Genomic DNA, 20,809 nt, shown 5'->3' on the forward strand with positions numbered 1-20,809 from the left:
TAGGCAAAGCGACCCTTCTTGTAATGCGGCCCGCCATGATGAGGATGTCAGGCTCTTTGCTGCTGCCGCTCTATCTCTAAATGGATGCCTTCTCGCCCTCACGTGGCTGGATCAGGCTGCGCGCGGCGTCTGCTCCTGCCGCAAGGATGCGATCCGACAATTCCGTCCCCGCTGCCGCGCGGGCCAGCTGAAGCGTGCCTATGAGGGTCGCAAAAACGCCCAGGGCGGCGGCTTCCGGGTCCTTGGTCTGCGGAAGTACTGCAGACAACTGGCGCACCAGAACCAGCAAGCGTTCGGTATAGACTTGGCGCGTTTCGGGCGGCTGACGCGCGAGTTCCGGCAACAGGGCGGCCGACGCGCAGCCGGCTCCCGGATTGTCCCGGTGCTCAGCTGACAGATACGCCGCTATGCCCATCTCCGGACCACCGGCTGCCAATACCTCCTGCAGTTGCTGCGACTGGGCCTCCAGTGCCGCTACAAGGCTTTCACGCACAAGCTCCGCCTTGGACTGGAAATGCGGATAGAAGGCTCCGTTCGTCAGTCCGGCGTCGCCCATGATGGCTGCCAGTCCGGACGCGGCGATGCCGTCACCGCGAAAACGCTGGGCTGCGACCTCGACGATGCGATCGCGAGAGGCGTCCTTTCGGCCCTTTTCGTAGCGCATGGCGCTCTTCCTTTCTGCTATTGCATTATAGGTGTAATGTGATATTACGATCATAATTCAATCAACGGCAAAAAGCTAGCCCTCATGTCTGTGGAGTATCAAATGAGTACCCTTTCGGGAAGAACCGCAGTCGTGACCGGAGCCTCTTCGGGCATCGGCCGCGCCAGTGCCGAGGCCTTGGCGCGGGCGGGGTATACCGTCTTCGGGACAAGCCGCAGCAAGGCTGGCAACGGCCCGGCTAAGGTGTCCATGCTGACCTGCGACGTGACCGACGGGGAGTCCGTCAGCGCCCTCGTTGCAACCGTGCTGGCCCAGACCGGTCGTATCGATCTGCTGGTGAACAATGCCGGTGTCGGCCTGCTTGGCGGCGCCGAGGAATCTTCGGTCGCACAGGTGCAGGCTCTGTTCGACGTCAATCTGTTCGGCGTCATGCGCATGACCAATGCGGTGTTGCCGTCGATGCGGCGCCGCGGCCAAGGGCGCATCGTCAACATCGGCTCGATTCTAGGATTGGTGCCCGCGCCATACTCAGCGCACTACTCGGCGGTCAAGCACGCGCTGGAGGGCTATTCGGAATCGCTCGATCATGAGGTTCGCGCCTTCAACATTCGCGTCTCGGTCATCGAGCCGGCATTCGTGCGCACCGTCTTCGACCAGAACGGCATCGAGCCGGATTCCCTGTTGAAGGACTACGATCAGGCGCGCGCCGGTCTCAAGGCGCTGCTTGCCGATGTGATGCCCAAAGCCGATCGGCCGGAAGTGGTGGCGGATGTGGTCGTCAAGGCAGCGACCGACGCCCGTCCGCGACGGCGCTATACCGCAGGGAAGGCAGCGCGCCAGGTCAGCCTGCTGCGCCGCTTCGCCCCCGCGGGGATGTTCGACAAGACCTTGCGCAAGCAGTTCCGCCTGCCGGTCTGAACAACGGTGGGACGGAGAATTTCACACACAAACGGCACACCAACGGACACTCTCAGAAAGTCACTGCCATGAAGGCATTCGTTGTCGATAAATATAGCAAGAAAGGCATTTTGCGGCTGGCCGAGATGCCGGAGCCGGAGCTGCTGGACAATGACGTCCTGGTCGAGGTCCATGCCGCCGGGGTGAACCTGCTGGATTCCAAAATCAGGACCGGCGAATTCAAACTCGTCCTTCCCTATCGCCGGCCCTTCATCCTCGGTCACGACGTTGCCGGGAGGGTTGTCAGGGTGGGCTCGAAAGTCCGCAAATTCAAACCCGGCGACGCCGTCTATGCGCGGCCGCGCGACGGCCGGATCGGGACATTCGCCGAATTCATCGCAATCGATGAAGCCGACGTGGCGCTGAAGCCGGCGAACCTCAGCATGGAAGAGGCGGCCTCGATCCCGCTGGTCGGTCTGACCGCTTGGCAGGCTCTCATCGAGAGGGCGGGTCTGAAGACAGGCCAGAAGATCTTCATCCAGGCTGGCTCCGGCGGCGTGGGGACATTCGCCATCCAGTTGGCAAAGCACCTCGGCGCGATCGTTGCGACAACAGCGGGCGCGGCAAGCAACGATCTGGTCAGGGATCTCGGCGCCGATGTCGTCGTCGACTACAGGAAGGACGACTTCGAGAAAATCCTGTCGGGCTACGACGTCGTCCTGAACAGCCAGGACGCCAAGACGCTTGAGAAATCCCTGACTGTGCTGAAACCGGGTGGGAAGCTCATCTCGATTTCCGGTCCTCCGGATCCCGAATTTGCCTGGAAACAGGGACTGAACGTGGTGCTAAGGCTGCTGCTGCGGCTGCTGAGCCGTGATATCAGGACCAAAGCCAAGCGCCGGGGCGTGGGATTTTCGTTCCTGTTCATGTCGGCGCAAGGTGAGCAGCTGAGCAAAATCACGTCCCTCATCGAAGATGGGGCGATTCGCCCGGTCGTCGACAGGGTCTTTCCTTTTGAAGCGACCAATGAGGCGCTGGCTTACGTCGAAACAGGACGCGCCAAGGGCAAGGTCGTCGTCAAGGTCAGATAGCGCGCCCAGTTGCTTTGGGGCATTTGAGAGACACCAAAGCAAGGCAGCGCAAGGCCGACAAATTCCGAAAACGGTTCGGCATCCGATCGCCCAAACCTCAGTTGTTGCGGATTGCAACGAAGCTTGCCGCTGCCTTCAGCAAGGCTGCCTGTTCACCGTAAGGCTCGAGCAATTCATGGGCCTGCTTGACCAGCCCATGGAGCTGGCTGCGCGCCCAGTTCGCGCCATGCAGCGCCACCAGCGTCGCCTTGCCGGCGGCTGCGTCCTTGCCGGTCGCCTTGCCCATCTGGCTGGCATCGGCGGTCAGGTCGAGCAGGTCGTCGGCAAGCTGGAAGGCAAGCCCGACCGCCGAGCCGAATTCGGCCAGCCGGTCGCGGTCCTGTGGTGCGGCGCCGGCAATGATCGCGCCGGCTTCGCAGGCGAAGCGGATCAGCGCGCCGGTTTTCATCGCCTGCAGCCGGATAATGCCGGCTTCGTCCGGCCTGCTGCGCTCGGCTTCGAGATCGAGCGTCTGCCCGCCGACCATGCCCCCAGTGCCGGCCGCGCGCGCCAGCGCCAGCACCAGTGCCGCCCTGCGCTCCGCCGGCAGCGCCGTCGCCTCATCGGCGAGGACATCGAAGGCAAGCGTCAGAAGCGCATCGCCGGCAAGGATGGCGGTGGCTTCATCGAAGGCCTTGTGCACGGTCGGCTGGCCGCGGCGCAGATCGTCGTCGTCCATGGCAGGCAGATCGTCATGGATCAGTGAATAGCAATGCACGCATTCGAGCGCTGTCGCCACGCGAAGCGACGCCTCGCCATCGGCGCCGAAAAGGGCGGCACTTTCCATGACCAGGAAGGGGCGCAGCCGCTTGCCGCCGTTCAGCACGCCATGGCGCATGGCCGCCATCAGACGCTCCGGCCGGGCGATCTCGCCGGCAAGCGTGCGGCCGTCGAGCAGCAGCCTGAGCCCGGCCTCGATCGCCGCCGCCCGCCCCAGAAGTCCGGCCTCAAAGGCCAATTGCTCGTCTTTCGTCATGGCCGGGAGCGGTAGCCGACACTCAGACGTTGCGCAAGAAGCCTCGCGCCATTATGCCGGAGGCGGGAGAGTGGCGCGGGTGGGGGCGGCTTGACGGAACCGATCGTCGATCATGAAACCGAAGGGTTTGAGATGGCGCGACCAAGGCGCGTGAACCGCGCCGGTCTGAAGCGCCTGGCACGGCGCGGCCTGGTCGTCGCCGTCGTGCTGGCGGCGATACCCATTGGGCTGACCTTCCTCTATCTGCCGTCCTTCGTGCATCCGATATCGACCTTGATGGTCAAAGACCTCGCGACCTTCTCCGGTTACGACCGGCGCTGGGTGTCGATCGACGATGTGTCGCCGGTGCTGGCCAATTCGGTGATCATGTCGGAGGACGGGCAGTTCTGCTTCCATCGCGGCATCGATCTCGGCGAATTGCGCGGCGTCGTCGACGACGCGCTGGCCGGCGAAGCGACGCGCGGCGCCTCCACCATCACCATGCAGACGGTGAAGAACCTTTTCCTGTGGTCACGGCCGCTGGGCTCGGTGCGCAAGGTGGTCGAACTGCCGCTGGCCGTCTATTTCGACGCGGTGATGTCAAAACGACGGATCATGGAGATCTACCTCAACATCGCCGAATGGGGGCCGGGCATTTACGGCATCGAGGCGGCGGCGCAGCATCATTTCGGGGTTTCGGCCAAACAGCTGTCGCGGCGGCAGGCGGCATTGCTCGCCGTCTCGTTGCCCAATCCGATCGCCCGCAATCCGGCCAAGCCCGGTCCGGGTCTGCGGCGCCTGGCGTCGCTGATCGAACGCCGCGCCGGCCGTTCGGGCGCGTATGTCGGTTGTCTTGATTAGGTCGAACCGCTGCCGGCTCAAAAAAAATCGCCACGGTGCTGGCCAAAACGGCGCAGGGCGTGTATAGGCACCCGACTTTCTCAGATTATGGCCCTGACGCGGCCCTTTCACGAGGGCTATCGGGGCATTTTGACCATGTAGTGGAGCATATCCATGGCCGTTCCGAAACGAAAAACCTCTCCGTCCAAGCGCGGCATGCGCCGCTCGGCCGACGCTCTCAAGGCCCCGACCTATGTCGAGGACAAGAATTCCGGCGAAATGCGCCGCCCGCACCATATCGACCTGAAGACCGGCATGTATCGCGGTCGCCAGGTGCTGACGCCCAAGGAAAGCTGAGACCAGCTTTCGAAGGGTTTGAATGCCAAAAGAACCGGCCATTGGCCGGTTTTTTTGCGTTTGGTGCGCCGCGCCGCCAACTATGCCAAAGACCGGGCGTCCGTGGCGATACAAGCTGCGGCGGCGGTGCTGTATTGAGTCCGCATGCCTTGTCGCGGCGCTTCCGCGCGATGATCGACCGGCTTCAGAGGGACCGCATGACCAAGCTCACCACAGCACCCCGCGATATCTTCCAGACCTTCATGAACTTCCCGCTGGTCGAGGACCTCGATGCGCTGAAGGCGGATGTCGCCATCATCGGCATGCCTTACGGCAGTCCCTACACGATCGACGAGCTGGTCAACGACCAGACCAACGCGCCGACCGCGGTGCGGCGCGCCTCGCAGCGCATCAGCCTCGGGCTCGACCGCTATGATTTCGACATTGGCGGAACCCTGTTCGACGGGCAGGACGTCAAGGTGGCCGATGTCGGCGATGTTCCCGGCGATGCCGCCGGCGGCCACTACAGGTTGGCCGAAACGGCGATCCGCAAGATCCGCGTCGCCGGCGCCTTGCCGATCACCATTGGCGGCGATCACGGCATTCCAATCCCGATCCTGCGGGCGCTTGACGGCGAAGGGCCGATCACCCTGGTTCAGATCGATGCCCATCTCGACTGGCGCGACAATGTCAACGGGGTCAGGGAAGGCTATTCCAGCCCCATCCGCCGCGCTTCGGAGATGGCGCATATAGCCGGGATTTTCCAGCTCGGCATCCGCGGCCAGGGCAGCGCCCGGCTCGAGGAGGTCGAGGCGGCCCGCGCCTACGGCTCCAACGTCGTCACCGCCAATGAATGGCAGGATATCGGTACGGCGGCGCTGCTCAAGCGCATCCCGGACCGTGGCCGCTATTACCTGACCATCGATGCCGACGGTCTCGATCCCGCTGTCATGCCGGCGGTCGAAGGGCCGGCGCCTGGCGGCATCAGCTACCGGCAGACGATCGAACTGATCAAGGGGCTGTTCGCCAAGGGACGTGTCGTCGGCATCGACATCGTCGAGATCGCGCCGGCGCGCGACGTCAACGAGATCACCTCGATGACCGCCGGCCTTTTCATCCTCAACGCTATCGGCGCCGCCGTGCGGACAGGCCAGTTCAAGCGCTGAATCCCGGCGTGTCGGTGGTTGCGGCTGACAGGGTTGTTTCGCGCGGTCTTTTTCCGTGTTTGCGGGCGCTAGCGAAAAATCTTGACGGCGTGCCTGCGGGGCATTCTACAGAAGGTGCCCCCATGTTTACGCAATTCTTGTAGGAAGCCGCTTTCCTGGATTGCTAGAGGAGACGCCTGATGTTCGGTGCCATCCCGCTGCTAATCGTGCCCTTCGTGGCCTACAATCTCGGACTCCTCGGAATATTCGGCAGCGGCGACGATCCTTGGGCGACCGAGATCTTCTCGTTCAGCATGATGTCGGGCGGGGTGTTCTCGATGACGCTCGGCGACCTGATGGTGGTGATCGGGCTGATCTTCCTGTTCCTGGAAATGGTGAAGTCGGTGCGCACCACCAACGCTTCGATCATGGACCATCTGTTGTCGACGCTGGTCTTCGTGGCGTTCCTGGTCGAGTTCCTGCTGGTGAAGGGCGCGGCGCATTCCGTCTTCTTCACGCTGATGGTGATCGCGCTGTTCGACGTGCTGGCCGGGTTTTCGGTGTCGATGCGGTCGGCGAGTAGAGACATAAATTTGAACTAGCCGCCTTCGTTGGATGATCGCATCCGTTCGCGATTGGCGTGGCTGCTCTTTCTGGTCGTCATCCTGGGGCGAAGCAAGGAGCGAAGCAACACGGCGCAGACCCTGGGATCCATTCCGTGAAGCTAAGGCGTTGCAACGGTGCAGAATTCTGCTCCGCTTACACTCAGCCCGGATCGGCGATGAAGCCCGCCGCTTCGATGCCGGCGATGGCGGCGGCCTCGTCATTGTCAGACGTATCGCCCGAAATTCCGACGGCGCCGATGACGGCGCCTGCCTTGTCGCGGATCAACACGCCGCCGACGACAGGCAATACGCGTCCACCCGAAACGTCCGAAATGCCGGCGACGAGATGCGGCCGCTCCTTGGCGAAAGCCTCGACACGGCGCGAGCCCATGCCGATGGCCAGCGCCCCATAGGCCTTGCCGGCCGACATTTGCGGGCGCAGGAACGAGGCGCCGTCCTGACGCTGGAAGGCGACGAGATGCGCGCCGGCATCCAGCACGGAAACGCCGAGCGGTTTGAGCTTCATCTCGGCGCCCTTGGCGAAGGCGGCGTCGATGATGTGCTTGGCTTTTTCGAGGGTCAGTGCGGTCATGGCTGTCTCCTGATCAAAACGCGTCAATCATCAACCTGACATGCGGGATGCGAAATCCCGGTTGCGGTTGAAATTGCTTCGCGCGGGCAAGCGGAAATGGCGGGCATTGCTGATCGTGGCACATGGCGGATACGATCCGCCGGCATCCAGATGGCACGTCGATGAAGAGACCGCGTTATTTTTTCTTGGCTCGGGCCGCTTTCTTGACCGGAGCGGCGGGTGCGTTGGCGAGGTCTTCCGCTTCCTTGGCAAGGCGCAATGCCCGGAGCTTGTTGGTCTTGGCCTGGCGGGCGTCGGCCTCGGCGACATACTCCGCCATCGCCTTTTGCCGCACCGTGGCGGCCTCTTCCTGCTTCTTGAAACGCATATCCGCCCGGGCGCGGGCAGTATCCTTAGAGTTCTCGACCAAGAGCGTTATCCAATCCCGTAAATTATGTTTTTCAGCCCCTTGATAGCAGAGCCGGCCTGATAATGGGGAAATAAGTTGGTCAAGCGGCCGGGGCCTGGATGCCGCTCGACGCCTTGCGGGCGACCACCGCCTCATATCCGGCCTGCAATGTAGCGCGGACGGAAGGCTGCGCGGGTGTGGCGACAGGCGTGCCCAGATGGTCGTGGCGCAACTCGTCCATGAACTGCTCCCACATTGGCGGCCCGCCTTTCTCCAGCAGTTCGGCGCGGATCGAAAGCTCCTCGCTCACCGGCAGCCAGACGCGGCCCCAAGCGCCGAGATGCGCCATGATCGGCACCAGCGTGATAGCCATCTCGGTCAGGCTGTAGATCGCCTTCTGCTTATGCGAGGGGTCGTCGGCCTTGGTCAGCATGCCGAGTTCCATCAGCCGCTTCAGCCGGTCGGCCAGGATGTTGGAAGCGATGCCCTCGATCGAGCCGTTGAGCAGTTCGCGAAAGTGGCGTTTGCCGCCAAAAATCATGTCGCGCAGGATGATCAGACTCCAGCGATCGCCGAACACTTCCAGCGACAGATTGATAGGGCATCCCGAGCGGTGTTCGGTTTTCATCCGACTCTCCTCAAAAACCAGTTGCATTATCGTATCAGTTTTATTATCGTGCAACCGATTGCAAAACGCAATCAGTTTGGTTGGCCTTTGATTGGCCGATGCGAGGAGAGTCCCATGACACGGGCCGCAGCACCCGAAATCGTCTCCCAGACGTTTGGGGATCCCGGCGATCCAACCGTTCTGCTTATCATGGGCGCCATGGCCTCGATGCTGTGGTGGCCGGAGGCGCTCTGCAAAAAACTCGCCGGCGAGGGCCGTTTCGTGATCCGCTACGACAATCGCGATACCGGCCTGTCGACCAAATATGCGCCGGGCGAACCGCCGTATACGTTCGACGACATGGCGAACGATGCGATGCGCGTCCTCGACAGTTGCGGCATCGGCAAGGCGCATGTGGTCGGGATGTCCATGGGCGGCATGATCGCGCAACGACTGGTGTTGAAACATCCCTCGCGTGTCATCTCGCTGACGGTGATCAGCAGTTCACCGGTGGGGATGGACACATCGCAGCTGCCGGGGGCGACCGAAGCCTATATGGAGCACTCGGCCGGTGGCGCCAAGGTCGACTGGTCGAACCGCGACCAGGTGATCGGCTTCGTCGTCAAGGACGCGCGTGCGATCGCCAGCACCGCGCATCCGTTCGACGAGAAGGCGATGCGGGCGTTCGTTGAACAGGACTACGACCGATCCGGCGGCTTCCTGAGCGCGACCAACCATTTCATGCTGAAGGGCGGCGAGGATATGAAAGGACGCCTGCGCGAGATCAAGGTTCCGCTGCTCGTCATTCACGGGACATCGGATCCGATCTTTCCGGTCGAGCATGGCGCAGCCCTTGCCGACGCTGTTGCCGGCGGGCGGCTTGTCCGCGTCGAAGGCGGTGGCCACGAACTGCATCCCGACGACTGGGGCACGATCGTCGCCGCCATCGTGGCGCATACCAAACCCTGAAGGCAGTCTCGAACCTTGACACATTCGCCTCACGGAAATAGTTAAGTAAATGCTTCAGTGTTGGCGCTGGCTGGCACCGCTCCAGCATCGACGAATCGCAAACAGACGAGCAAAAAATGTCCCTGACGTTCCATTTCCATCCGCTGGCATCGTTCTGCTGGAAACCGCTGATTGCGTTTTACGAGAACGATACGCCGTTTACGCCGGTTATGGTCGACCTCGGCGACGAGCAGTCGCGGGCAGCGTTCCTGAAGGTGTCGCCGACCGGCAAGATGCCGGCGCTGCGTGACGATGCACGCAACCGCACGGTGCTGGAATCGACCATCGTCATCGAATATCTGGCGGCGCATTATCCCGGGCCGGTCGAGCTTATCCCGGCCGAGGCCGACCTTGCTCTCCAGGTCCGCCAGGCCGACCGCTTCTACGATTTCTACGTGCAGGCGCCGATGCAGAAGATCGTCGGCGACAGGTTGCGCCCGCAGGACAAGACCGATCCGTTCGGGGTCGATGAGGCGCGCGCGCAACTGCGCAACGCCTATGCGATCATCGAGGAGGAGATGCGCTCGAAACTCTGGGCGGCCGGGCCTACCTTCACCATGGCCGACTGCGCGGCCTCGCCGGCGCTGTTCTACGCCAACAAGGTCGAGCCATTCGGCGACAGCTATCCGGCCGTGAAACACTACCACGACCGCCTGCTCAAGCGGCCGTCCTTCGCCCGGGTGGTCGAGGAGGCGCAGCCCTACTTCAAGTTCTTTCCCTACAATAACGGCTGATCGCGATGCTGCACGATCCCGCCCAGTTCGACCTGATGTTCCAGGCGCTCGCAGACCCGGCCAGGCGCAGCATGGTCGAACGGCTGTCGCGTGGGCCGGCCTCGGTCAGCCAGTTGGCCGAACCGCTGGCGATGTCGCTGTCGGCCGTCGTCCAGCATCTCAACGTGCTCGAAGCAAGCGGGCTGGTGCGCTCGGAAAAGCTCGGCCGTGTGCGCACCTGCCAGATCGCGCCGCAGGCGCTGCGCAGCGCAGAACACTGGATCAACGAACGGCGGCTGACATGGGAGCGTCGGCTCGACCGGCTCGGCGATTTTCTCGCCGAGACCGAATGACCTGAAGCAGAGGAGAAATGACCATGCCCGGCAAAAGCAGAGCGGAGTTGATCCGCGGCTATTTTTCCGCCTACCAGGCGAATAACAAGGCTGCCGTCGCGGCGGTGCTCGCCGACGATTTCACCTTCACCAGCCCCTATGACGACGCCATCGACCGTGCGACCTATTTCGAGCGCTGCTGGCCGGACAGCCCGGCCTTCAGCTCGATCGTCATCGAGCGGATATGCGAGGACGAGGACGCCGCCTTTGTCCTCTATCGCTGCGAGACGGCGGACGGAAAGACCTTCCGCAACACCGAACTGCATCTGTTCCATTACGACAGGTTGCGCGCCGTCGAAGTCTATTTCGGCGCGTCCTATCGCGACGGCGTCTTCGTCGCGCAGAAACCATCAAGCTGACCAAGAGGACCTGACATGGCCGAACGATCCGTCGTCCACTCCACCTTCGTCCTCGAGCGCCTCTATCCAGTTGCACCGGCGAAAGTCTATTTCGCGCTCAGCGATCCGGCCGCTAAGCGGCGCTGGTTCGCCGACCCCGACAACCCGATGACCCACAGGCACGAAATGGAATTTCGCGTCGGCGGCCAGGAGGTCAATGCCGGCGGGCCGAAGGACGGGCCGATCCACACCTATACCGCCACCTATCAGGACATCGTGCCCAACCAGCGCATCGTCTACAGCTACGACATGCTGTTCGGTGATGTCAGAATCTCGGTTTCGCTGGCGACAATTGAGCTTCGCCCGGAAGGCACGGGCACGCGTCTGGTGCTGACCGAGCAGGGCGCGTTTCTCGATGGGCACGACACGCCGTCATCGCGCGAGCATGGTACCGGATTCCTGCTCGATGCGCTGGGCAAGGCGCTGGCAACGGACACTTGAAAGCCAGGGAGGCGAGCTGGAATCGCGGCCTATGCTTCCCAGAACTGATCAAGCCAAATATTGAGCTTGAGGAAGCCGGCACTGCTGACTGTATAGACCCGCCTCGTGCCCTCGGCCCTGGCCTGGACCAGACCGGCGTCCAGCAACACTTTCAAATGCTGGGACACGGCCGGGCGGGAGACTGGAAGGCCCGAAGCCAGTTCGTTGACGGTTTTCGGGCCACGCCGGAGCTCTTCCAGAAGATAGCGCCGGTTGGGGTCGGCAATCGCCATGAAGGCGTCAGAAAAGATCATGCCTATACTTGTGGGGCAAAGCTTTTCAAATCTCAACCGTCGGCTTCCGCTTTTCTGAGCCGCAGTGCTTCAGGGGTGACCGAGCGATCGGCCGGCTGGGTCTTGAAGGCATCGCGGTCTTCGATCGGCACCGGCGCGCGGCGGCTGATGCGCAGCAACGTGTAGGCGGCGAGGCTGAGATGCGCCAGCGCGGTGGCCAGGAACAGGCCTTCGGGGCGGAGCCAACCCATCAGGGCGGCAGCCAGCAGGGGCCCGATCATGGTTCCGAAGCCATACAGAAGCAGCAGGCCGCCCGAGACCTTGACGAAATCCTCCGATCGGGCGTGGTCGTTGGCATGCGCCACGGCGATCGAATAGAGCGTGTAGGCAAAGGCGCCGTAGGCGGCGGCGAAGACAATGACGAGGACGGCGGAACGCGGTTCGAACAGGAAGATCAGGATGGCGAACAGTGCGGCGCCGAAAGCCGCGCCCGCCAGCACGAAACGGCGGTCGGTCTTGTCGGAGAGGCGTCCGGCCGGAAGCTGCATGGCCGCGCCGGCAATAACGACAAGGCTCATCATCAGTGCGATCTGGGCGGTGGAGATGCCGATACGGGCGCCGTAGACGGCGCCAAGCGTGCCCCAGGCGCCATTGGCGATGCCGACCAACAGGCAGGCGATCGCCGACACCGGCGAGTTGGCGTAGAGACCTTTGACGTCGAGCTTGACGTCCTGCAGCGGCTTGGGAGACGAAGCCGACGACACCGCGGTCGGGATCAGTGACAGGCAGAACAATATGCCGGTGATCATGAACAGCGACGCCGATCTGACGTCGCCGCCGGCAACGATCATCTGGCCGCCCATGATCGAGGCATAGGTGACCATCATGTAGAGGCCGAAGACGGTGCCGCGGTTCTCGTTGGTGGCCTTCTCGTTCAGCCAGCTTTCGATGACCATGAAGGCTCCGGCCATGGTGAAGCCGGTGAAGGCGCGCAGCAGGATCCAGACATATTCGTCGATGATCAGGCCGGTAAGCAACGCCACGATGGCGCCCGAAGCGGCAAAGGCGCCGAACGCCCGGACGTGGCCGGCGCGGCGCACCAGGCGCGGTGCGAAGAAGCAGCCGGTGACGAAGCCACCGGCCCAGGCCGTGCCCATCAGACCGAGCGATGCGGTCGAAAACCCTTCGAGCTGGCCGCGCAACGGCAACAACAGGCCGTGCAATCCCGAAGCCGCGAGCAGGAAAGCGGTGCCGCGAAGCAGCGAGAGGATCGGCCTGTAGCTTGCAAACATTATTTGATCCGTCTGGAGATTCGGTGGCGGGGTCTGAAGACAGGCGCATTCGGGCTTTTCGGCGGCGGATGCTCAACGCCGAAACTAACGCGAAAACTAGCCGCGGCGAAACAGGGCTTCGGCCGCCGATTTGGTGCTGCCCTTGGTCTGGAGCTCGGCTTCGAGCCGGGCAATCTCCTCGCGCAGGATGCTGATCCGTTCGGTAAGGTCACCGACCGAAAGCAGCGACAGATCCTGTCCGATCTCATGCGGGCGGGCTTTCTTTTTGGGTTCGTCGTCGAAGATCGCCATCGTCGCTCCTCCCTATTCAGTATTGGGCTGATTTGGCCATTTGCCTGATCCGGCAATCAGCATACATAGGGCAGGGGCGCAGATGCAAACAGCCGGCAAGAAGCTGGCAGCCGGCGACAGACCGGCGGACCGAGACGGGAAATTTCATGGCGAGCGGACATAAAATTCCAGCCACGATGACGGCCATCGCAATCTCGCAACCGGGCGGGCCGCGGGTGCTGAAACCGGAAACGCGCGACGTGCCGGTGCCTGGTCCCGGCGAAATCCTGATCCGGGTGCGTGCGGCCGGCGTCAACCGCCCCGACGTGCAGCAGCGCAAGGGCGCCTATCCGGCGCCGCCCGGCGCTTCCGACCTGCCCGGCCTCGAAGCATCGGGCGAAGTGGCCGCCCTTGGCGACGAGATATCGCGCTGGCGCATCGGCGACCGGGTCTGCGCGCTGACGCCGGGGGGCGGTTATGCTGAATATGTCAAGGTTCATGCCGGCAGCGTGCTGCCGCTGCCCGCCGGCTTCACCCACACGGAGGCGGCCGCGGTTCCGGAAAACTATTTCACCGTCTGGCACAATGTGTTCGAGCGCGGCGGCCTGAAAAAGGGTGAGACGCTGCTGGTCCATGGCGGCTCATCGGGCATCGGCACCACGGCGATCCAGCTGGCGTCGGCCTTCGGCGCCTATGTCGTCGCCACCGCCGGCAGCAAGGAAAAATGCGACGCCTGCCTGAAACTCGGCGCCGACCGGGCGATCAACTACCGCGAGGAGGATTTCGTCGCGGCGGTCAAGGATGCGACCGGCGGCAAGGGGGCCGACGTCATTCTCGACATGGTCGGCGGCGACTATATCGCGCGCAACTACGAGGCCGCCGCGGTCGAGGGCAGGATCGTCCAGATCGCCGTCCAGGCCGGCGCGGTGGCGAGCGCCGATTTCTCGAAAATCATGGTCAAGCGGCTGACCCACACCGGCTCGACGCTGCGGCCTCGCACGGTCGAGTTCAAGGCGGCGCTCGCCGCCGCACTGGAAGCACAGGTGTGGCCGCTGCTCGGCACCCGGAAGGTAGCGCCGGTGATGGACATGATCTTCCCGCTGACCGACGCCTGGCGGGCGCATGAGCGCATGGAAGAGGGCGAGCATATAGGCAAGATCGTTCTCGACGTCGGCTAGATGGGGCGAGATTCAGGTGAGGCCGGCCTGCGAATGGCGGCTCCCTGCGCTTCCGGCCTCCGCCGGCCGAAGCCCCCATGAGGGGTTGCGGCAGTTAAGGCTACGGCCGGCGTAGGCCGGTTCTCGGGAGCCGCCATTCTCGGCTCGGCCTGACCTGAATCTCGCTCATCCTCCGCGCTCAGCCTGTCGGCAAGATGAACAGAAGCTTAATGCTGCAATGCAGCATTTGCATTGCGGCTATGCAAAGACGTCTGTTCAATTCGTGGGCAGCACTGCCTATCTAAGCGTCATCGAAACGATTTGATCCAACAACTGGAGGACGACCATGAACCCGATCCGCGCTTTCCGTAACTGGCGTATGTACAACGAAACCGTGCGCGAGCTGAACAAGCTCAACGCCCGTCAGCTCAGCGACCTCGGCATCAGCCGCGGCGACATCGAGAGGATTGCCCGCAAGGCCATCTAATTCGAAGCCTGGTCGGCCGATGAGGCCTGACCACGCGGCAGAAGCAAGAGCCGCCGCAGACGGTATCCCGTCGCCGGTTCCGAGCCCGCTGGACCCTGTCCGGCGGGTTTTGTCGTTTTGGACCCCCTGTACAACTCGGCATCAATGATCGCCGGAGCCGAGGTCCTCCTGGCCTCCCCCGCTGTCCGGTGTCCGACGGCTGCGCCCTGCGCCAAAAACATTGCGAAACGGCAGCGGAGCGGTTATACAGGCCGCGAATTTCCCATTTTGGTGGCTCTAAACCACCGCCCGCGCGGGAACGCGGGCGAACGAGAAGGATTTTTGAAATGGCCAATACGCTGCTGATGCCCAAGGCGACCGCCGTCTGGCTGGTCGACAACACCGCGCTTTCCTTCGAGCAGATCGCGCAGTTCTGCGGGTTGCATCCGCTCGAGGTCAAGGCGATCGCCGACGGCGAATCGGCGCAGGGCATCAAGGGCATGGATCCGATCATGACCGGACAGCTGACCCGCGACGAGATCGCGCGCGCCGAGAAGGATCCGAACCAGCGCCTGAAACTGTCCGACCCCAAGGTGCGGGTGCCGGAATCCAAGCGCAAGGGTCCCCGCTACACGCCGTTGTCGAAGCGCCAGGACCGGCCCAACGCCATCCTGTGGCTGGTCCGCAACCATCCGGAATTGAAGGACGCGCAGATTTCGCGCCTGGTCGGCACGACCAAGTCGACGATCGAACAGATCCGCGAGCGCAAGCACTGGAATTCGGCCAATCTGCAGCCGATGGACCCGGTGACGCTGGGTCTCGCTTCGCAGATCGACCTCGACATGGAAGTCAACCGCGCCTCGCGCGGCCGCGAGCAGGCGCAGCCTGTCGGCGACACGCTGCTGCCGGCTGCCGTGACCGAGCGCCTGGTGCCGGCGCCGGAGAAGCCGAAGGACGAGGATGCCGAACTCGACGCCAACGCCGTGTTCGCCAAGCTCTCGGCGCTCAAGTCCAAGAAGGAAGATGCGGACGACGAGTAAGGTTTGCGACAGTTCATCAAAAAAGCCCGCTTCGAGCGGGCTTTTTCATTGATTGTCGAAGTCTCAGCTGCGCGCCGCCCGGTCCGGCGTCATGCCATAATCCTCGCTGCGCTCGACCGCGCGGTAGAAATCGGCGAGCTGCTTGCCGCGCTCCGGCTTGAAGATGCGGCCGGCGATGACCACCGAGGCGATGCGGTCGATGCGGAAGGCGCGGAAATCGTCGCGCATCTCGCACCAGGCAACCAGCGTCCATACCTTGCCCCAGAACCACAGACCGAGCGGACGGATGTCACGCCCGGTGCCGCGGCCGGCCTCGTCGCGGTAGTCGATGGTCAGCACCTGTCGCTTCTCGACAGCGCGCTCGATCACGTCGATCGCCTCACGCGCGGCGTCGCTCACCACCCACATCGGCGTGTGGATCTCGGTGCGGGCGATGCGGTCCTTCTCGGCGTCGGGCAGGACGGCGCCGATCTTGACCAGCGCCTCGTCGGCCGCACGCGCCATGGCCGCGCCGCCAAAGGCCCGCACCATGCGGGCGCCGGCGACCAGCGCGACGATTTCGTCACGCGTGAACATCAGCGGCGGAAGGTCGAAACCCTCCCTCATCATGTAGCCGACGCCGGCCTCGCCGTCGATCGGCACTCCGGTCGACTGCAAATCGGCGATATCGCGGTAGATGGTCCGCTCGGAAACCTCGAGCCATGTGCCGAGCTTCTGGGCGGTGACCAGCCGGCCGCCACGCAGGTGCTGCACGATCTGAAAGAGCCTGTCGGCACGTCGCATCGTATGGTCCCTCGGCTGCTTGTCTATGAATGTCATGGTCCCGAAACCGGTTCCGGGTGACATCCATCTCCTGTTTTATGCTTGTCGTTCTCCCAAAAACCGCTGCGCACTTTTGGGCGACACGCATTATGGTTTAAGTCCTTCGCGCTTGCGCTGCACGGCGACGAATTCCGCGCCGAAGGACAACTTCTTCGTTGTCGGCGTGTTCACGTCGAGCACACGCCAGTACGGCGTGATATCGTTCAGCGTCATGCCGCGTTCGAGATCCTCATTGGCGGCTTCGGCGACGGTTCGCAGATGATAGCCGATGGTGACCGGACATGTCACTTGCGCCCCATGCTCGATGGCGAGCGCAGTGCGCAAGGCGCGTACATCCATCTCGACGCCGTTGGGGATCGTGCGGATGAAATCATCGACCTGACGGGGCGTCGGCACCAGCATCGGCTGGCCCTCGACGACGTCGCCCATTGTGCGTGGCGTCGGCTTCACGCCGTTGACGCCCGGCGTGTTCAGCCTGTCGTTCCAGCTTTTCACCATTCATGTCTCCTGACACGTTTATGGCATGGTGCTCCTGACAGCATTCTGTCAGGAGCCTTCAGCATTGTCCGTAGCAGGCGCCAAAAGTCTTTGCGCCAGCCCAAGGCGTCGCCGCCCGGGGGTCCATGTCAATGATCCGGGCGTTGCGGGGTCCGCATCCAAGCATTGTCATGTAAAACGCCTCAGATCTCGCGAATGCGGCTGTGACCCTCATACATATCCGGCCAGCCAATGTCCTTGCGGATGTCCGCCGGCAAGGAGTTCAGGAAGCGCTGGGTACGGACTTCATTGCGCATCGTGCGGATCTTGCCGACATAGTGCTGTACGCTGTTCAAAATACCAAAGCTGTTCATGACCATCTCCTCTTCTCTGATGGAGACACTATCGCATACCCCTCCTGACAGCAGTCTGTCAGGAGCATGTCAGCTCGTTGAAGAAAGCTGCGAGGTGCTTGGCGGTCGGTTCGGAAACGAGCCTTTTGTCAGGAATGGCCAAGTCGACCGAGACCATGCAAGAACCGCTTTGACAGCCTGTCGCGATGCTGCTCAAAGGCGGGCATGTCGAAACTCCTCGCGCTCGTCATCATCGGCATGATGGCCATTCAGCTGATCAAGCCGCTCGGCTGGCCGGGCCTGAAGCGGCGCGGCGATTTCTGGAAGCTGGCCCTGATCGCCATGGCGGCCATCGCGCTGGCGGGTGCGCTGGGGCACTGGGCATAGCCTTGAGGGTCAGGTCGGGTCCACCGTTCCCATGGCAATCATCCGGATGGCGTTGAGGCTGGGCACGAAGAAGTAATCGCCACCGCGCGTCGTCATGAATTCCGGCAGGTTCGCCGCAATAAAAGGCGTGCCGTTGGCCGGGCCGGCCGGAATGACATGCTTGCTCGATTCGGCGCGGTTGCCGGTCAGCGTGCAGGTGTCGTTGCCGGTTTCGGAATCCAGGCCGTAGCTCATCCATTGCTGCTGGATTATATTCTGGCTCAGATCCATTGGAAGCAGGCTGCAATCAACAGTATTTGGAAATACTCGCGTCAGTTCTCTGAAGCCCACCAGTCCGAGCTTGTGCCCCCTCAGGTCAATCGGCGAGCACCCATCCGACCAGATGTTCGGCCCAGGCGCGGTAACCGGCTTCCGAGGCATGAAAGCCATCGGAGGCAAAGCCGGCCTCAGGGTTGGTGATCGGCAGCCGTGGCGCCGGCACGGCGCCGCGCTCGAAACAGAGGCGCTCGCCCATGCGGTTCATTGCGGTAGCGCGGATTTCGAGTATCTTGCCGAGCAGCGGCGGCATGGCCGGCGCACGGGTGAATTCCAGCACCGGCGACCAGCAGACGCGGGCCTCCGGCCATTTGGCGCGCAGCGCGTAAAGCAGGCCGCCGAACTCTTTCTTGAAGCGCGGCACCGAGTGGAAATTCTTGGTGTCGTTGGTGCCGATGGCCAGCACTATATGCGTCCACCGATCGGCCGACAGATTGGGCAGCACATGGTCGCGGATCTGGCCCGACGTTGCCGAGTTGAACCCGGCGGCGCGCCAGCGCACGGCAAGGCCGGTTCGTTTTGCGACCAGCATTGCAAGCTGCGCGGCAAGCCCGTTCTCGGAATTGCCGATGCCGACGGAAGCGGCCGAGGAATCGCCCAGCACCAGCAGCGAGATGGCCGGCGCCTTGCCCGATATTTCGTGCATGACCGGCCCTTGTGCCGGCAGCATGCGGGTGGTGCGGCGGCGCACGCCGAGGCCCTGCCAGACATAAACGGGGTAGGCGAGCCAGGTAAGAAGGGCCGGGAAGCGCATGGCGATACCGTTTAGAGATCAGCGGCAGCCTTAGCGCAAGTTTCGCCTGAGGTGAACGAGCTTCTAGTCGCAGCAGTTCGGCTTGTCCGCCTGCTTGTCCTGATATTCGTCATGCAGCCGCACCCAGTCCATCAGGCTATGATAAGGGCCATTTTCGCCGCGGCCCTTCGGTGTCATGTCGAGATAGTCGTAAGTGCCGATCTGGGCCTCGCCGCCGCGGGCGCGCGACATAAAGGTAAGGAATATGTCGCCGTTCTCTTCCTTGTAGAAAACACTGGTGCCGGGAAGGTCCTTTGACGTGCGCGGACGCGTCTCGAAATTGTAGGTGGTGTCGCCGGCCGCGATCTGCTTGTCGGTGAAGGAGACCTGCATGTCGAAGTTGAAATCCGAGGCGTAGGACGACACCCAGTCGAATTTCCAGCCCATACGCTGCTTGTAAGGCAGCAGTTCCGCCAGCGGCGCGCGCGCAACCACCACCAGCGACACGTCGTGGTGCCTGAGATGCTGATCGGCGCCGTCTATATGGTCGGCAAGGAAGGAGCATCCTTCGCAGCGGTGGTTCGATCCTGGCGTCATCATGAAGTGGTAGACGATCAGTTGGCTGTTGGCGCCGAACAGTCCGGCCAGGTTCTTCGGACCCTGCTCGGTCTCGAAGACATAGTCCTTGCGGATTTTCATCCAGGGCAGTTCACGCCGCTCGGCGGCGATGCGCTCACGCAACCGTGTCAATTCCTTCTCGCGCGCCAGATGCGCCTTGTGCGCCTCAAACCAGTCTTCACGCGAAACCACCTTGCTGCGAGTCATGAAGTTCTCCCTGTCTGTTCACCCAAGGACGTTTGGGGTGGGCAGAAACCGACATCGCCGTCAGCTTTTGCCGAAAAGGAGATAAGGATGGACGAACTCCGTCCAAGCCGGGCTTTGCATAAACAAACCCGGGCGCATCGGCCCGGGTTGTATGACAACGGGAGGACTGCGCTCAGGCGGCCTGTTCGAGGCTCGCCGTCCATTGTCCCAGCGCCGCCAGATGGTTCATGTGGGCACGATGGGTGAAGGCGGCCTGGCCGGCGGCGACGTTCGATGTCTTGCCGCTCCAGGCCTTTTGCGGGGCGGCCTGCAAGGCGCGGCCATAGGAGAAGGTCAGCTTCCACGGATGCGGGCCGATGGCGTTGATGGCGTTGAGGTTGGCGGTAGCCTCCTCGTCCGACTGCCCGCCCGAAAGGAAGGCGATGCCCGGCACCGCTGCCGGTACGGTTTCGCGGAACAGTTTTATGGTCTTTTCCGCGACCTCTTCGGGGCTGCTCACCTTGCCCGACTTCCTGCCGGCCAGCACCATGTTCGGCTTCAGGATGGTGCCTTCCAGCACAACGCGCGCTGCATGCAGCTCGTCATAGAGCTTGATCAGCGTTGCCTTCGAGATGTCGTAGCAGGTGTCAATGTCGTGCGCGCCGTCCATCAGCACTTCCGGTTCGACGATCGGCACGATGCCGGCCTCCTGGCACAGTGCGGCATAGCGGGCCAGCGCATGGGCATTGGAGGCAATCGAATTGGCCGAGGGCACGCCCTTGCCGGTGTCGATGTCGATCACCGCGCGCCATTTGGCAAAGCGGGCGCCGAGTTTGTAATAATCGGCGAGCCGTTCGCGCAAGCCGTCGAGGCCTTCGGTAACGGTATCGCCGGGAAAGCCGGCGAGTGGCTTGGCGCCGGCATCGACCTTGATGCCGGGAATGGCGCCCGCCGCCTTGATGATGTCGACCAGAGGCGTGCCGTCGGCAGCCTTCTGACGGATGGTCTCGTCGTAGAGAATGACGCCGGAGATGTACTTCGTCATCGCGTCCTTGGCGCGGAACATCATCTCGCGGTAGTCGCGGCGGCTATCGGCGGTCGATTCGACGCCGATGACGTCGAAGCGCTTCTTGATGGTGCCGGAGCTTTCATCGGCGGCCAGCAGGCCCTTGCCGCCGGCCACCATCGCGGCGGCAATGTCTTCGAGACGTTCGCTCATTTTTCTTCTCCTAAGGGGGTACGTTCCGCGCGTAACGGAAGTCTACCGCCAAAGGAATGGGATCGGAAAGCTCGAATCGATTGAAAGTTCC

At 62.8% G+C, this 20,809-nt stretch carries 30 protein-coding genes; 15 read left to right on the forward strand and 15 right to left on the reverse strand.

The genetic code is table 11. From position 1 onward, the window contains the following. Nucleotides 1–76: 76 nt before the first annotated feature. On the reverse strand, nucleotides 77–664 hold the full coding sequence (locus tag NKI88_RS20290) for a TetR/AcrR family transcriptional regulator (protein ID WP_023733042.1): 588 nt from the start codon (nucleotides 662–664) through the stop codon (nucleotides 77–79). A 102-nt stretch (nucleotides 665–766) separates the two neighbouring features. Here NKI88_RS20290 and NKI88_RS20295 point away from each other — a divergent pair, with 102 nt between their 5' ends. Further along, the gene (locus NKI88_RS20295) at nucleotides 767–1,582 is read left to right on the forward strand and encodes an oxidoreductase (RefSeq protein WP_023748328.1); all 816 of its coding nucleotides are present in this window, start codon (nucleotides 767–769) and stop codon (nucleotides 1,580–1,582) included. A 68-nt stretch (nucleotides 1,583–1,650) separates the two neighbouring features. Continuing rightward, nucleotides 1,651–2,652: an NADP-dependent oxidoreductase gene (locus NKI88_RS20300; RefSeq protein WP_352656850.1), complete on the forward strand. Its 1,002-nt coding sequence runs from the start codon at nucleotides 1,651–1,653 to the stop codon at nucleotides 2,650–2,652. A gap of 97 nt (nucleotides 2,653–2,749) precedes the next feature. Here the strand turns inward: NKI88_RS20300 and NKI88_RS20305 are convergent, their stop codons facing one another. Then, a complete protein-coding gene (locus tag NKI88_RS20305) occupies nucleotides 2,750–3,667 on the reverse strand; it encodes a polyprenyl synthetase family protein (protein ID WP_352656853.1) in 918 nt (305 codons plus the stop codon). Nucleotides 3,668–3,799: 132 nt separating this feature from the next. Here NKI88_RS20305 and NKI88_RS20310 point away from each other — a divergent pair, with 132 nt between their 5' ends. The 4 genes from NKI88_RS20310 to NKI88_RS20325 all read left to right on the forward strand — a co-directional run bounded on the left by NKI88_RS20310 (nucleotide 3,800) and on the right by NKI88_RS20325 (nucleotide 6,569). Beyond that, nucleotides 3,800–4,507: a transglycosylase domain-containing protein gene (locus tag NKI88_RS20310; RefSeq protein WP_050586887.1), complete on the forward strand. Its 708-nt coding sequence runs from the start codon at nucleotides 3,800–3,802 to the stop codon at nucleotides 4,505–4,507. A 153-nt stretch (nucleotides 4,508–4,660) separates the two neighbouring features. Further along, the gene (gene rpmF, locus NKI88_RS20315; RefSeq protein WP_008834724.1) at nucleotides 4,661–4,843 is read left to right on the forward strand and encodes a 50S ribosomal protein L32; all 183 of its coding nucleotides are present in this window, start codon (nucleotides 4,661–4,663) and stop codon (nucleotides 4,841–4,843) included. Between the two features lie 197 nt (nucleotides 4,844–5,040). Then, a complete protein-coding gene (locus tag NKI88_RS20320; RefSeq protein ID WP_352656856.1) occupies nucleotides 5,041–5,988 on the forward strand; it encodes an agmatinase in 948 nt (315 codons plus the stop codon). A gap of 179 nt (nucleotides 5,989–6,167) precedes the next feature. Beyond that, complete coding sequence (locus NKI88_RS20325; protein WP_023670154.1) at nucleotides 6,168–6,569, forward strand: hypothetical protein; 402 nt, start codon at nucleotides 6,168–6,170, stop codon at nucleotides 6,567–6,569. A gap of 163 nt (nucleotides 6,570–6,732) precedes the next feature. Here the strand turns inward: NKI88_RS20325 and NKI88_RS20330 are convergent, their stop codons facing one another. The 3 genes from NKI88_RS20330 to NKI88_RS20340 form a co-directional block, all read right to left on the reverse strand. Further along, on the reverse strand, nucleotides 6,733–7,164 hold the full coding sequence (locus NKI88_RS20330) for a GlcG/HbpS family heme-binding protein (RefSeq protein WP_023701310.1): 432 nt from the start codon (nucleotides 7,162–7,164) through the stop codon (nucleotides 6,733–6,735). Between the two features lie 175 nt (nucleotides 7,165–7,339). After that, nucleotides 7,340–7,573: a hypothetical protein gene (locus NKI88_RS20335; protein WP_023670152.1), complete on the reverse strand. Its 234-nt coding sequence runs from the start codon at nucleotides 7,571–7,573 to the stop codon at nucleotides 7,340–7,342. 79 nt (nucleotides 7,574–7,652) lie between these two features. Then, entirely contained in the window at nucleotides 7,653–8,180 is a 528-nt protein-coding gene (locus NKI88_RS20340) for a winged helix-turn-helix transcriptional regulator (RefSeq protein ID WP_023730807.1), read from the reverse strand. 114 nt (nucleotides 8,181–8,294) lie between these two features. On the opposite strand from NKI88_RS20340, the gene NKI88_RS20345 reads away from it, so the two are divergent. The 5 genes from NKI88_RS20345 to NKI88_RS20365 all read left to right on the forward strand — a co-directional run bounded on the left by NKI88_RS20345 (nucleotide 8,295) and on the right by NKI88_RS20365 (nucleotide 11,111). Continuing rightward, a complete protein-coding gene (locus tag NKI88_RS20345; RefSeq protein ID WP_352656859.1) occupies nucleotides 8,295–9,128 on the forward strand; it encodes an alpha/beta fold hydrolase in 834 nt (277 codons plus the stop codon). A gap of 116 nt (nucleotides 9,129–9,244) precedes the next feature. Beyond that, nucleotides 9,245–9,901, forward strand: coding sequence for a glutathione S-transferase family protein (locus NKI88_RS20350; RefSeq protein WP_352656862.1), 657 nt, complete (start codon nucleotides 9,245–9,247; stop codon nucleotides 9,899–9,901). A 5-nt stretch (nucleotides 9,902–9,906) separates the two neighbouring features. Further along, a complete protein-coding gene (locus tag NKI88_RS20355; protein WP_031197100.1) occupies nucleotides 9,907–10,233 on the forward strand; it encodes an ArsR/SmtB family transcription factor in 327 nt (108 codons plus the stop codon). 23 nt (nucleotides 10,234–10,256) lie between these two features. Further along, complete coding sequence (locus NKI88_RS20360; RefSeq protein WP_352656865.1) at nucleotides 10,257–10,631, forward strand: nuclear transport factor 2 family protein; 375 nt, start codon at nucleotides 10,257–10,259, stop codon at nucleotides 10,629–10,631. A 15-nt stretch (nucleotides 10,632–10,646) separates the two neighbouring features. Continuing rightward, nucleotides 10,647–11,111 (forward strand): SRPBCC family protein, encoded by a 465-nt coding sequence (locus NKI88_RS20365; protein WP_352656867.1) that lies wholly within the window; start codon nucleotides 10,647–10,649, stop codon nucleotides 11,109–11,111. Between the two features lie 29 nt (nucleotides 11,112–11,140). Here the strand turns inward: NKI88_RS20365 and NKI88_RS20370 are convergent, their stop codons facing one another. The 3 genes from NKI88_RS20370 to NKI88_RS20380 all read right to left on the reverse strand — a co-directional run bounded on the left by NKI88_RS20370 (nucleotide 11,141) and on the right by NKI88_RS20380 (nucleotide 12,966). Next, nucleotides 11,141–11,404, reverse strand: coding sequence for an ArsR/SmtB family transcription factor (locus NKI88_RS20370; RefSeq protein WP_023690079.1), 264 nt, complete (start codon nucleotides 11,402–11,404; stop codon nucleotides 11,141–11,143). A gap of 32 nt (nucleotides 11,405–11,436) precedes the next feature. Next, on the reverse strand, nucleotides 11,437–12,675 hold the full coding sequence (locus tag NKI88_RS20375) for an MFS transporter (RefSeq protein ID WP_023683997.1): 1,239 nt from the start codon (nucleotides 12,673–12,675) through the stop codon (nucleotides 11,437–11,439). A gap of 96 nt (nucleotides 12,676–12,771) precedes the next feature. Then, nucleotides 12,772–12,966 carry a DUF1192 domain-containing protein gene (locus NKI88_RS20380; protein ID WP_023670145.1) on the reverse strand — a complete coding sequence of 65 codons (195 nt, stop codon included), beginning with the start codon at nucleotides 12,964–12,966 and terminating at the stop codon, nucleotides 12,772–12,774. A 146-nt stretch (nucleotides 12,967–13,112) separates the two neighbouring features. Here NKI88_RS20380 and NKI88_RS20385 point away from each other — a divergent pair, with 146 nt between their 5' ends. From NKI88_RS20385 to NKI88_RS20395, 3 genes are all read left to right on the forward strand, one after another. Continuing rightward, complete coding sequence (locus NKI88_RS20385; protein WP_352656870.1) at nucleotides 13,113–14,123, forward strand: NAD(P)H-quinone oxidoreductase; 1,011 nt, start codon at nucleotides 13,113–13,115, stop codon at nucleotides 14,121–14,123. A gap of 325 nt (nucleotides 14,124–14,448) precedes the next feature. Continuing rightward, nucleotides 14,449–14,589 carry a DUF1127 domain-containing protein gene (locus tag NKI88_RS20390; RefSeq protein WP_023670143.1) on the forward strand — a complete coding sequence of 47 codons (141 nt, stop codon included), beginning with the start codon at nucleotides 14,449–14,451 and terminating at the stop codon, nucleotides 14,587–14,589. Between the two features lie 326 nt (nucleotides 14,590–14,915). Next, entirely contained in the window at nucleotides 14,916–15,608 is a 693-nt protein-coding gene (locus NKI88_RS20395; RefSeq protein ID WP_023670142.1) for a DUF1013 domain-containing protein, read from the forward strand. A 63-nt stretch (nucleotides 15,609–15,671) separates the two neighbouring features. Here the strand turns inward: NKI88_RS20395 and NKI88_RS20400 are convergent, their stop codons facing one another. The 3 genes from NKI88_RS20400 to NKI88_RS20410 form a co-directional block, all read right to left on the reverse strand. Next, complete coding sequence (locus NKI88_RS20400; protein ID WP_023683994.1) at nucleotides 15,672–16,391, reverse strand: helix-turn-helix transcriptional regulator; 720 nt, start codon at nucleotides 16,389–16,391, stop codon at nucleotides 15,672–15,674. Between the two features lie 126 nt (nucleotides 16,392–16,517). After that, on the reverse strand, nucleotides 16,518–16,928 hold the full coding sequence (locus NKI88_RS20405) for a hypothetical protein (protein ID WP_031196067.1): 411 nt from the start codon (nucleotides 16,926–16,928) through the stop codon (nucleotides 16,518–16,520). A gap of 182 nt (nucleotides 16,929–17,110) precedes the next feature. Then, nucleotides 17,111–17,281, reverse strand: coding sequence for a hypothetical protein (locus NKI88_RS20410; RefSeq protein WP_023670139.1), 171 nt, complete (start codon nucleotides 17,279–17,281; stop codon nucleotides 17,111–17,113). 204 nt (nucleotides 17,282–17,485) lie between these two features. Here NKI88_RS20410 and NKI88_RS20415 point away from each other — a divergent pair, with 204 nt between their 5' ends. Next, nucleotides 17,486–17,647 (forward strand): hypothetical protein, encoded by a 162-nt coding sequence (locus NKI88_RS20415; RefSeq protein ID WP_023683991.1) that lies wholly within the window; start codon nucleotides 17,486–17,488, stop codon nucleotides 17,645–17,647. Nucleotides 17,648–17,656: 9 nt separating this feature from the next. On the opposite strand, the gene NKI88_RS20420 is transcribed toward NKI88_RS20415, so the two are convergent. The 4 genes from NKI88_RS20420 to NKI88_RS20435 form a co-directional block, all read right to left on the reverse strand. Next, complete coding sequence (locus NKI88_RS20420) at nucleotides 17,657–17,881, reverse strand: hypothetical protein (RefSeq protein WP_155929767.1); 225 nt, start codon at nucleotides 17,879–17,881, stop codon at nucleotides 17,657–17,659. 121 nt (nucleotides 17,882–18,002) lie between these two features. Next, entirely contained in the window at nucleotides 18,003–18,716 is a 714-nt protein-coding gene (locus NKI88_RS20425) for an SGNH/GDSL hydrolase family protein (RefSeq protein ID WP_352656874.1), read from the reverse strand. A 63-nt stretch (nucleotides 18,717–18,779) separates the two neighbouring features. Continuing rightward, complete coding sequence (locus tag NKI88_RS20430; protein ID WP_023693666.1) at nucleotides 18,780–19,520, reverse strand: DUF899 domain-containing protein; 741 nt, start codon at nucleotides 19,518–19,520, stop codon at nucleotides 18,780–18,782. Between the two features lie 172 nt (nucleotides 19,521–19,692). Next, complete coding sequence (locus NKI88_RS20435) at nucleotides 19,693–20,718, reverse strand: class I fructose-bisphosphate aldolase (RefSeq protein ID WP_352656877.1); 1,026 nt, start codon at nucleotides 20,716–20,718, stop codon at nucleotides 19,693–19,695. Between the last annotated feature and the right edge of the window lie 91 nt (nucleotides 20,719–20,809).

It is taken from the genome of Mesorhizobium sp. M0317, from assembly GCF_040321555.1.
In the GTDB taxonomy this organism is placed as follows: Bacteria; Pseudomonadota; Alphaproteobacteria; order Rhizobiales; family Rhizobiaceae; genus Mesorhizobium.

What these genes read in the sequence shown, in the direction of transcription:
- NKI88_RS20290 (WP_023733042.1), bottom strand. Translation starts at nt 664, where the DNA reads ATGCGCTACGAAAAGGGCCGAAAGGACGCCTCTCGCGATCGCATCGTC.
- NKI88_RS20295 (WP_023748328.1), top strand. Translation starts at nt 767, where the DNA reads ATGAGTACCCTTTCGGGAAGAACCGCAGTCGTGACCGGAGCCTCTTCG.
- NKI88_RS20300 (WP_352656850.1), top strand. Translation starts at nt 1,651, where the DNA reads ATGAAGGCATTCGTTGTCGATAAATATAGCAAGAAAGGCATTTTGCGG.
- NKI88_RS20305 (WP_352656853.1), bottom strand. Translation starts at nt 3,667, where the DNA reads ATGACGAAAGACGAGCAATTGGCCTTTGAGGCCGGACTTCTGGGGCGG.
- NKI88_RS20310 (WP_050586887.1), top strand. Translation starts at nt 3,800, where the DNA reads ATGGCGCGACCAAGGCGCGTGAACCGCGCCGGTCTGAAGCGCCTGGCA.
- rpmF (WP_008834724.1), top strand. Translation starts at nt 4,661, where the DNA reads ATGGCCGTTCCGAAACGAAAAACCTCTCCGTCCAAGCGCGGCATGCGC.
- NKI88_RS20320 (WP_352656856.1), top strand. Translation starts at nt 5,041, where the DNA reads ATGACCAAGCTCACCACAGCACCCCGCGATATCTTCCAGACCTTCATG.
- NKI88_RS20325 (WP_023670154.1), top strand. Translation starts at nt 6,168, where the DNA reads ATGTTCGGTGCCATCCCGCTGCTAATCGTGCCCTTCGTGGCCTACAAT.
- NKI88_RS20330 (WP_023701310.1), bottom strand. Translation starts at nt 7,164, where the DNA reads ATGACCGCACTGACCCTCGAAAAAGCCAAGCACATCATCGACGCCGCC.
- NKI88_RS20340 (WP_023730807.1), bottom strand. Translation starts at nt 8,180, where the DNA reads ATGAAAACCGAACACCGCTCGGGATGCCCTATCAATCTGTCGCTGGAA.
- NKI88_RS20345 (WP_352656859.1), top strand. Translation starts at nt 8,295, where the DNA reads ATGACACGGGCCGCAGCACCCGAAATCGTCTCCCAGACGTTTGGGGAT.
- NKI88_RS20350 (WP_352656862.1), top strand. Translation starts at nt 9,245, where the DNA reads ATGTCCCTGACGTTCCATTTCCATCCGCTGGCATCGTTCTGCTGGAAA.
- NKI88_RS20355 (WP_031197100.1), top strand. Translation starts at nt 9,907, where the DNA reads ATGCTGCACGATCCCGCCCAGTTCGACCTGATGTTCCAGGCGCTCGCA.
- NKI88_RS20360 (WP_352656865.1), top strand. Translation starts at nt 10,257, where the DNA reads ATGCCCGGCAAAAGCAGAGCGGAGTTGATCCGCGGCTATTTTTCCGCC.
- NKI88_RS20365 (WP_352656867.1), top strand. Translation starts at nt 10,647, where the DNA reads ATGGCCGAACGATCCGTCGTCCACTCCACCTTCGTCCTCGAGCGCCTC.
- NKI88_RS20370 (WP_023690079.1), bottom strand. Translation starts at nt 11,404, where the DNA reads ATGATCTTTTCTGACGCCTTCATGGCGATTGCCGACCCCAACCGGCGC.
- NKI88_RS20375 (WP_023683997.1), bottom strand. Translation starts at nt 12,675, where the DNA reads ATGTTTGCAAGCTACAGGCCGATCCTCTCGCTGCTTCGCGGCACCGCT.
- NKI88_RS20380 (WP_023670145.1), bottom strand. Translation starts at nt 12,966, where the DNA reads ATGGCGATCTTCGACGACGAACCCAAAAAGAAAGCCCGCCCGCATGAG.
- NKI88_RS20385 (WP_352656870.1), top strand. Translation starts at nt 13,113, where the DNA reads ATGGCGAGCGGACATAAAATTCCAGCCACGATGACGGCCATCGCAATC.
- NKI88_RS20390 (WP_023670143.1), top strand. Translation starts at nt 14,449, where the DNA reads ATGAACCCGATCCGCGCTTTCCGTAACTGGCGTATGTACAACGAAACC.
- NKI88_RS20395 (WP_023670142.1), top strand. Translation starts at nt 14,916, where the DNA reads ATGGCCAATACGCTGCTGATGCCCAAGGCGACCGCCGTCTGGCTGGTC.
- NKI88_RS20400 (WP_023683994.1), bottom strand. Translation starts at nt 16,391, where the DNA reads ATGCGACGTGCCGACAGGCTCTTTCAGATCGTGCAGCACCTGCGTGGC.
- NKI88_RS20405 (WP_031196067.1), bottom strand. Translation starts at nt 16,928, where the DNA reads ATGGTGAAAAGCTGGAACGACAGGCTGAACACGCCGGGCGTCAACGGC.
- NKI88_RS20410 (WP_023670139.1), bottom strand. Translation starts at nt 17,281, where the DNA reads ATGAACAGCTTTGGTATTTTGAACAGCGTACAGCACTATGTCGGCAAG.
- NKI88_RS20415 (WP_023683991.1), top strand. Translation starts at nt 17,486, where the DNA reads ATGTCGAAACTCCTCGCGCTCGTCATCATCGGCATGATGGCCATTCAG.
- NKI88_RS20420 (WP_155929767.1), bottom strand. Translation starts at nt 17,881, where the DNA reads ATGAGCTACGGCCTGGATTCCGAAACCGGCAACGACACCTGCACGCTG.
- NKI88_RS20425 (WP_352656874.1), bottom strand. Translation starts at nt 18,716, where the DNA reads ATGCGCTTCCCGGCCCTTCTTACCTGGCTCGCCTACCCCGTTTATGTC.
- NKI88_RS20430 (WP_023693666.1), bottom strand. Translation starts at nt 19,520, where the DNA reads ATGACTCGCAGCAAGGTGGTTTCGCGTGAAGACTGGTTTGAGGCGCAC.
- NKI88_RS20435 (WP_352656877.1), bottom strand. Translation starts at nt 20,718, where the DNA reads ATGAGCGAACGTCTCGAAGACATTGCCGCCGCGATGGTGGCCGGCGGC.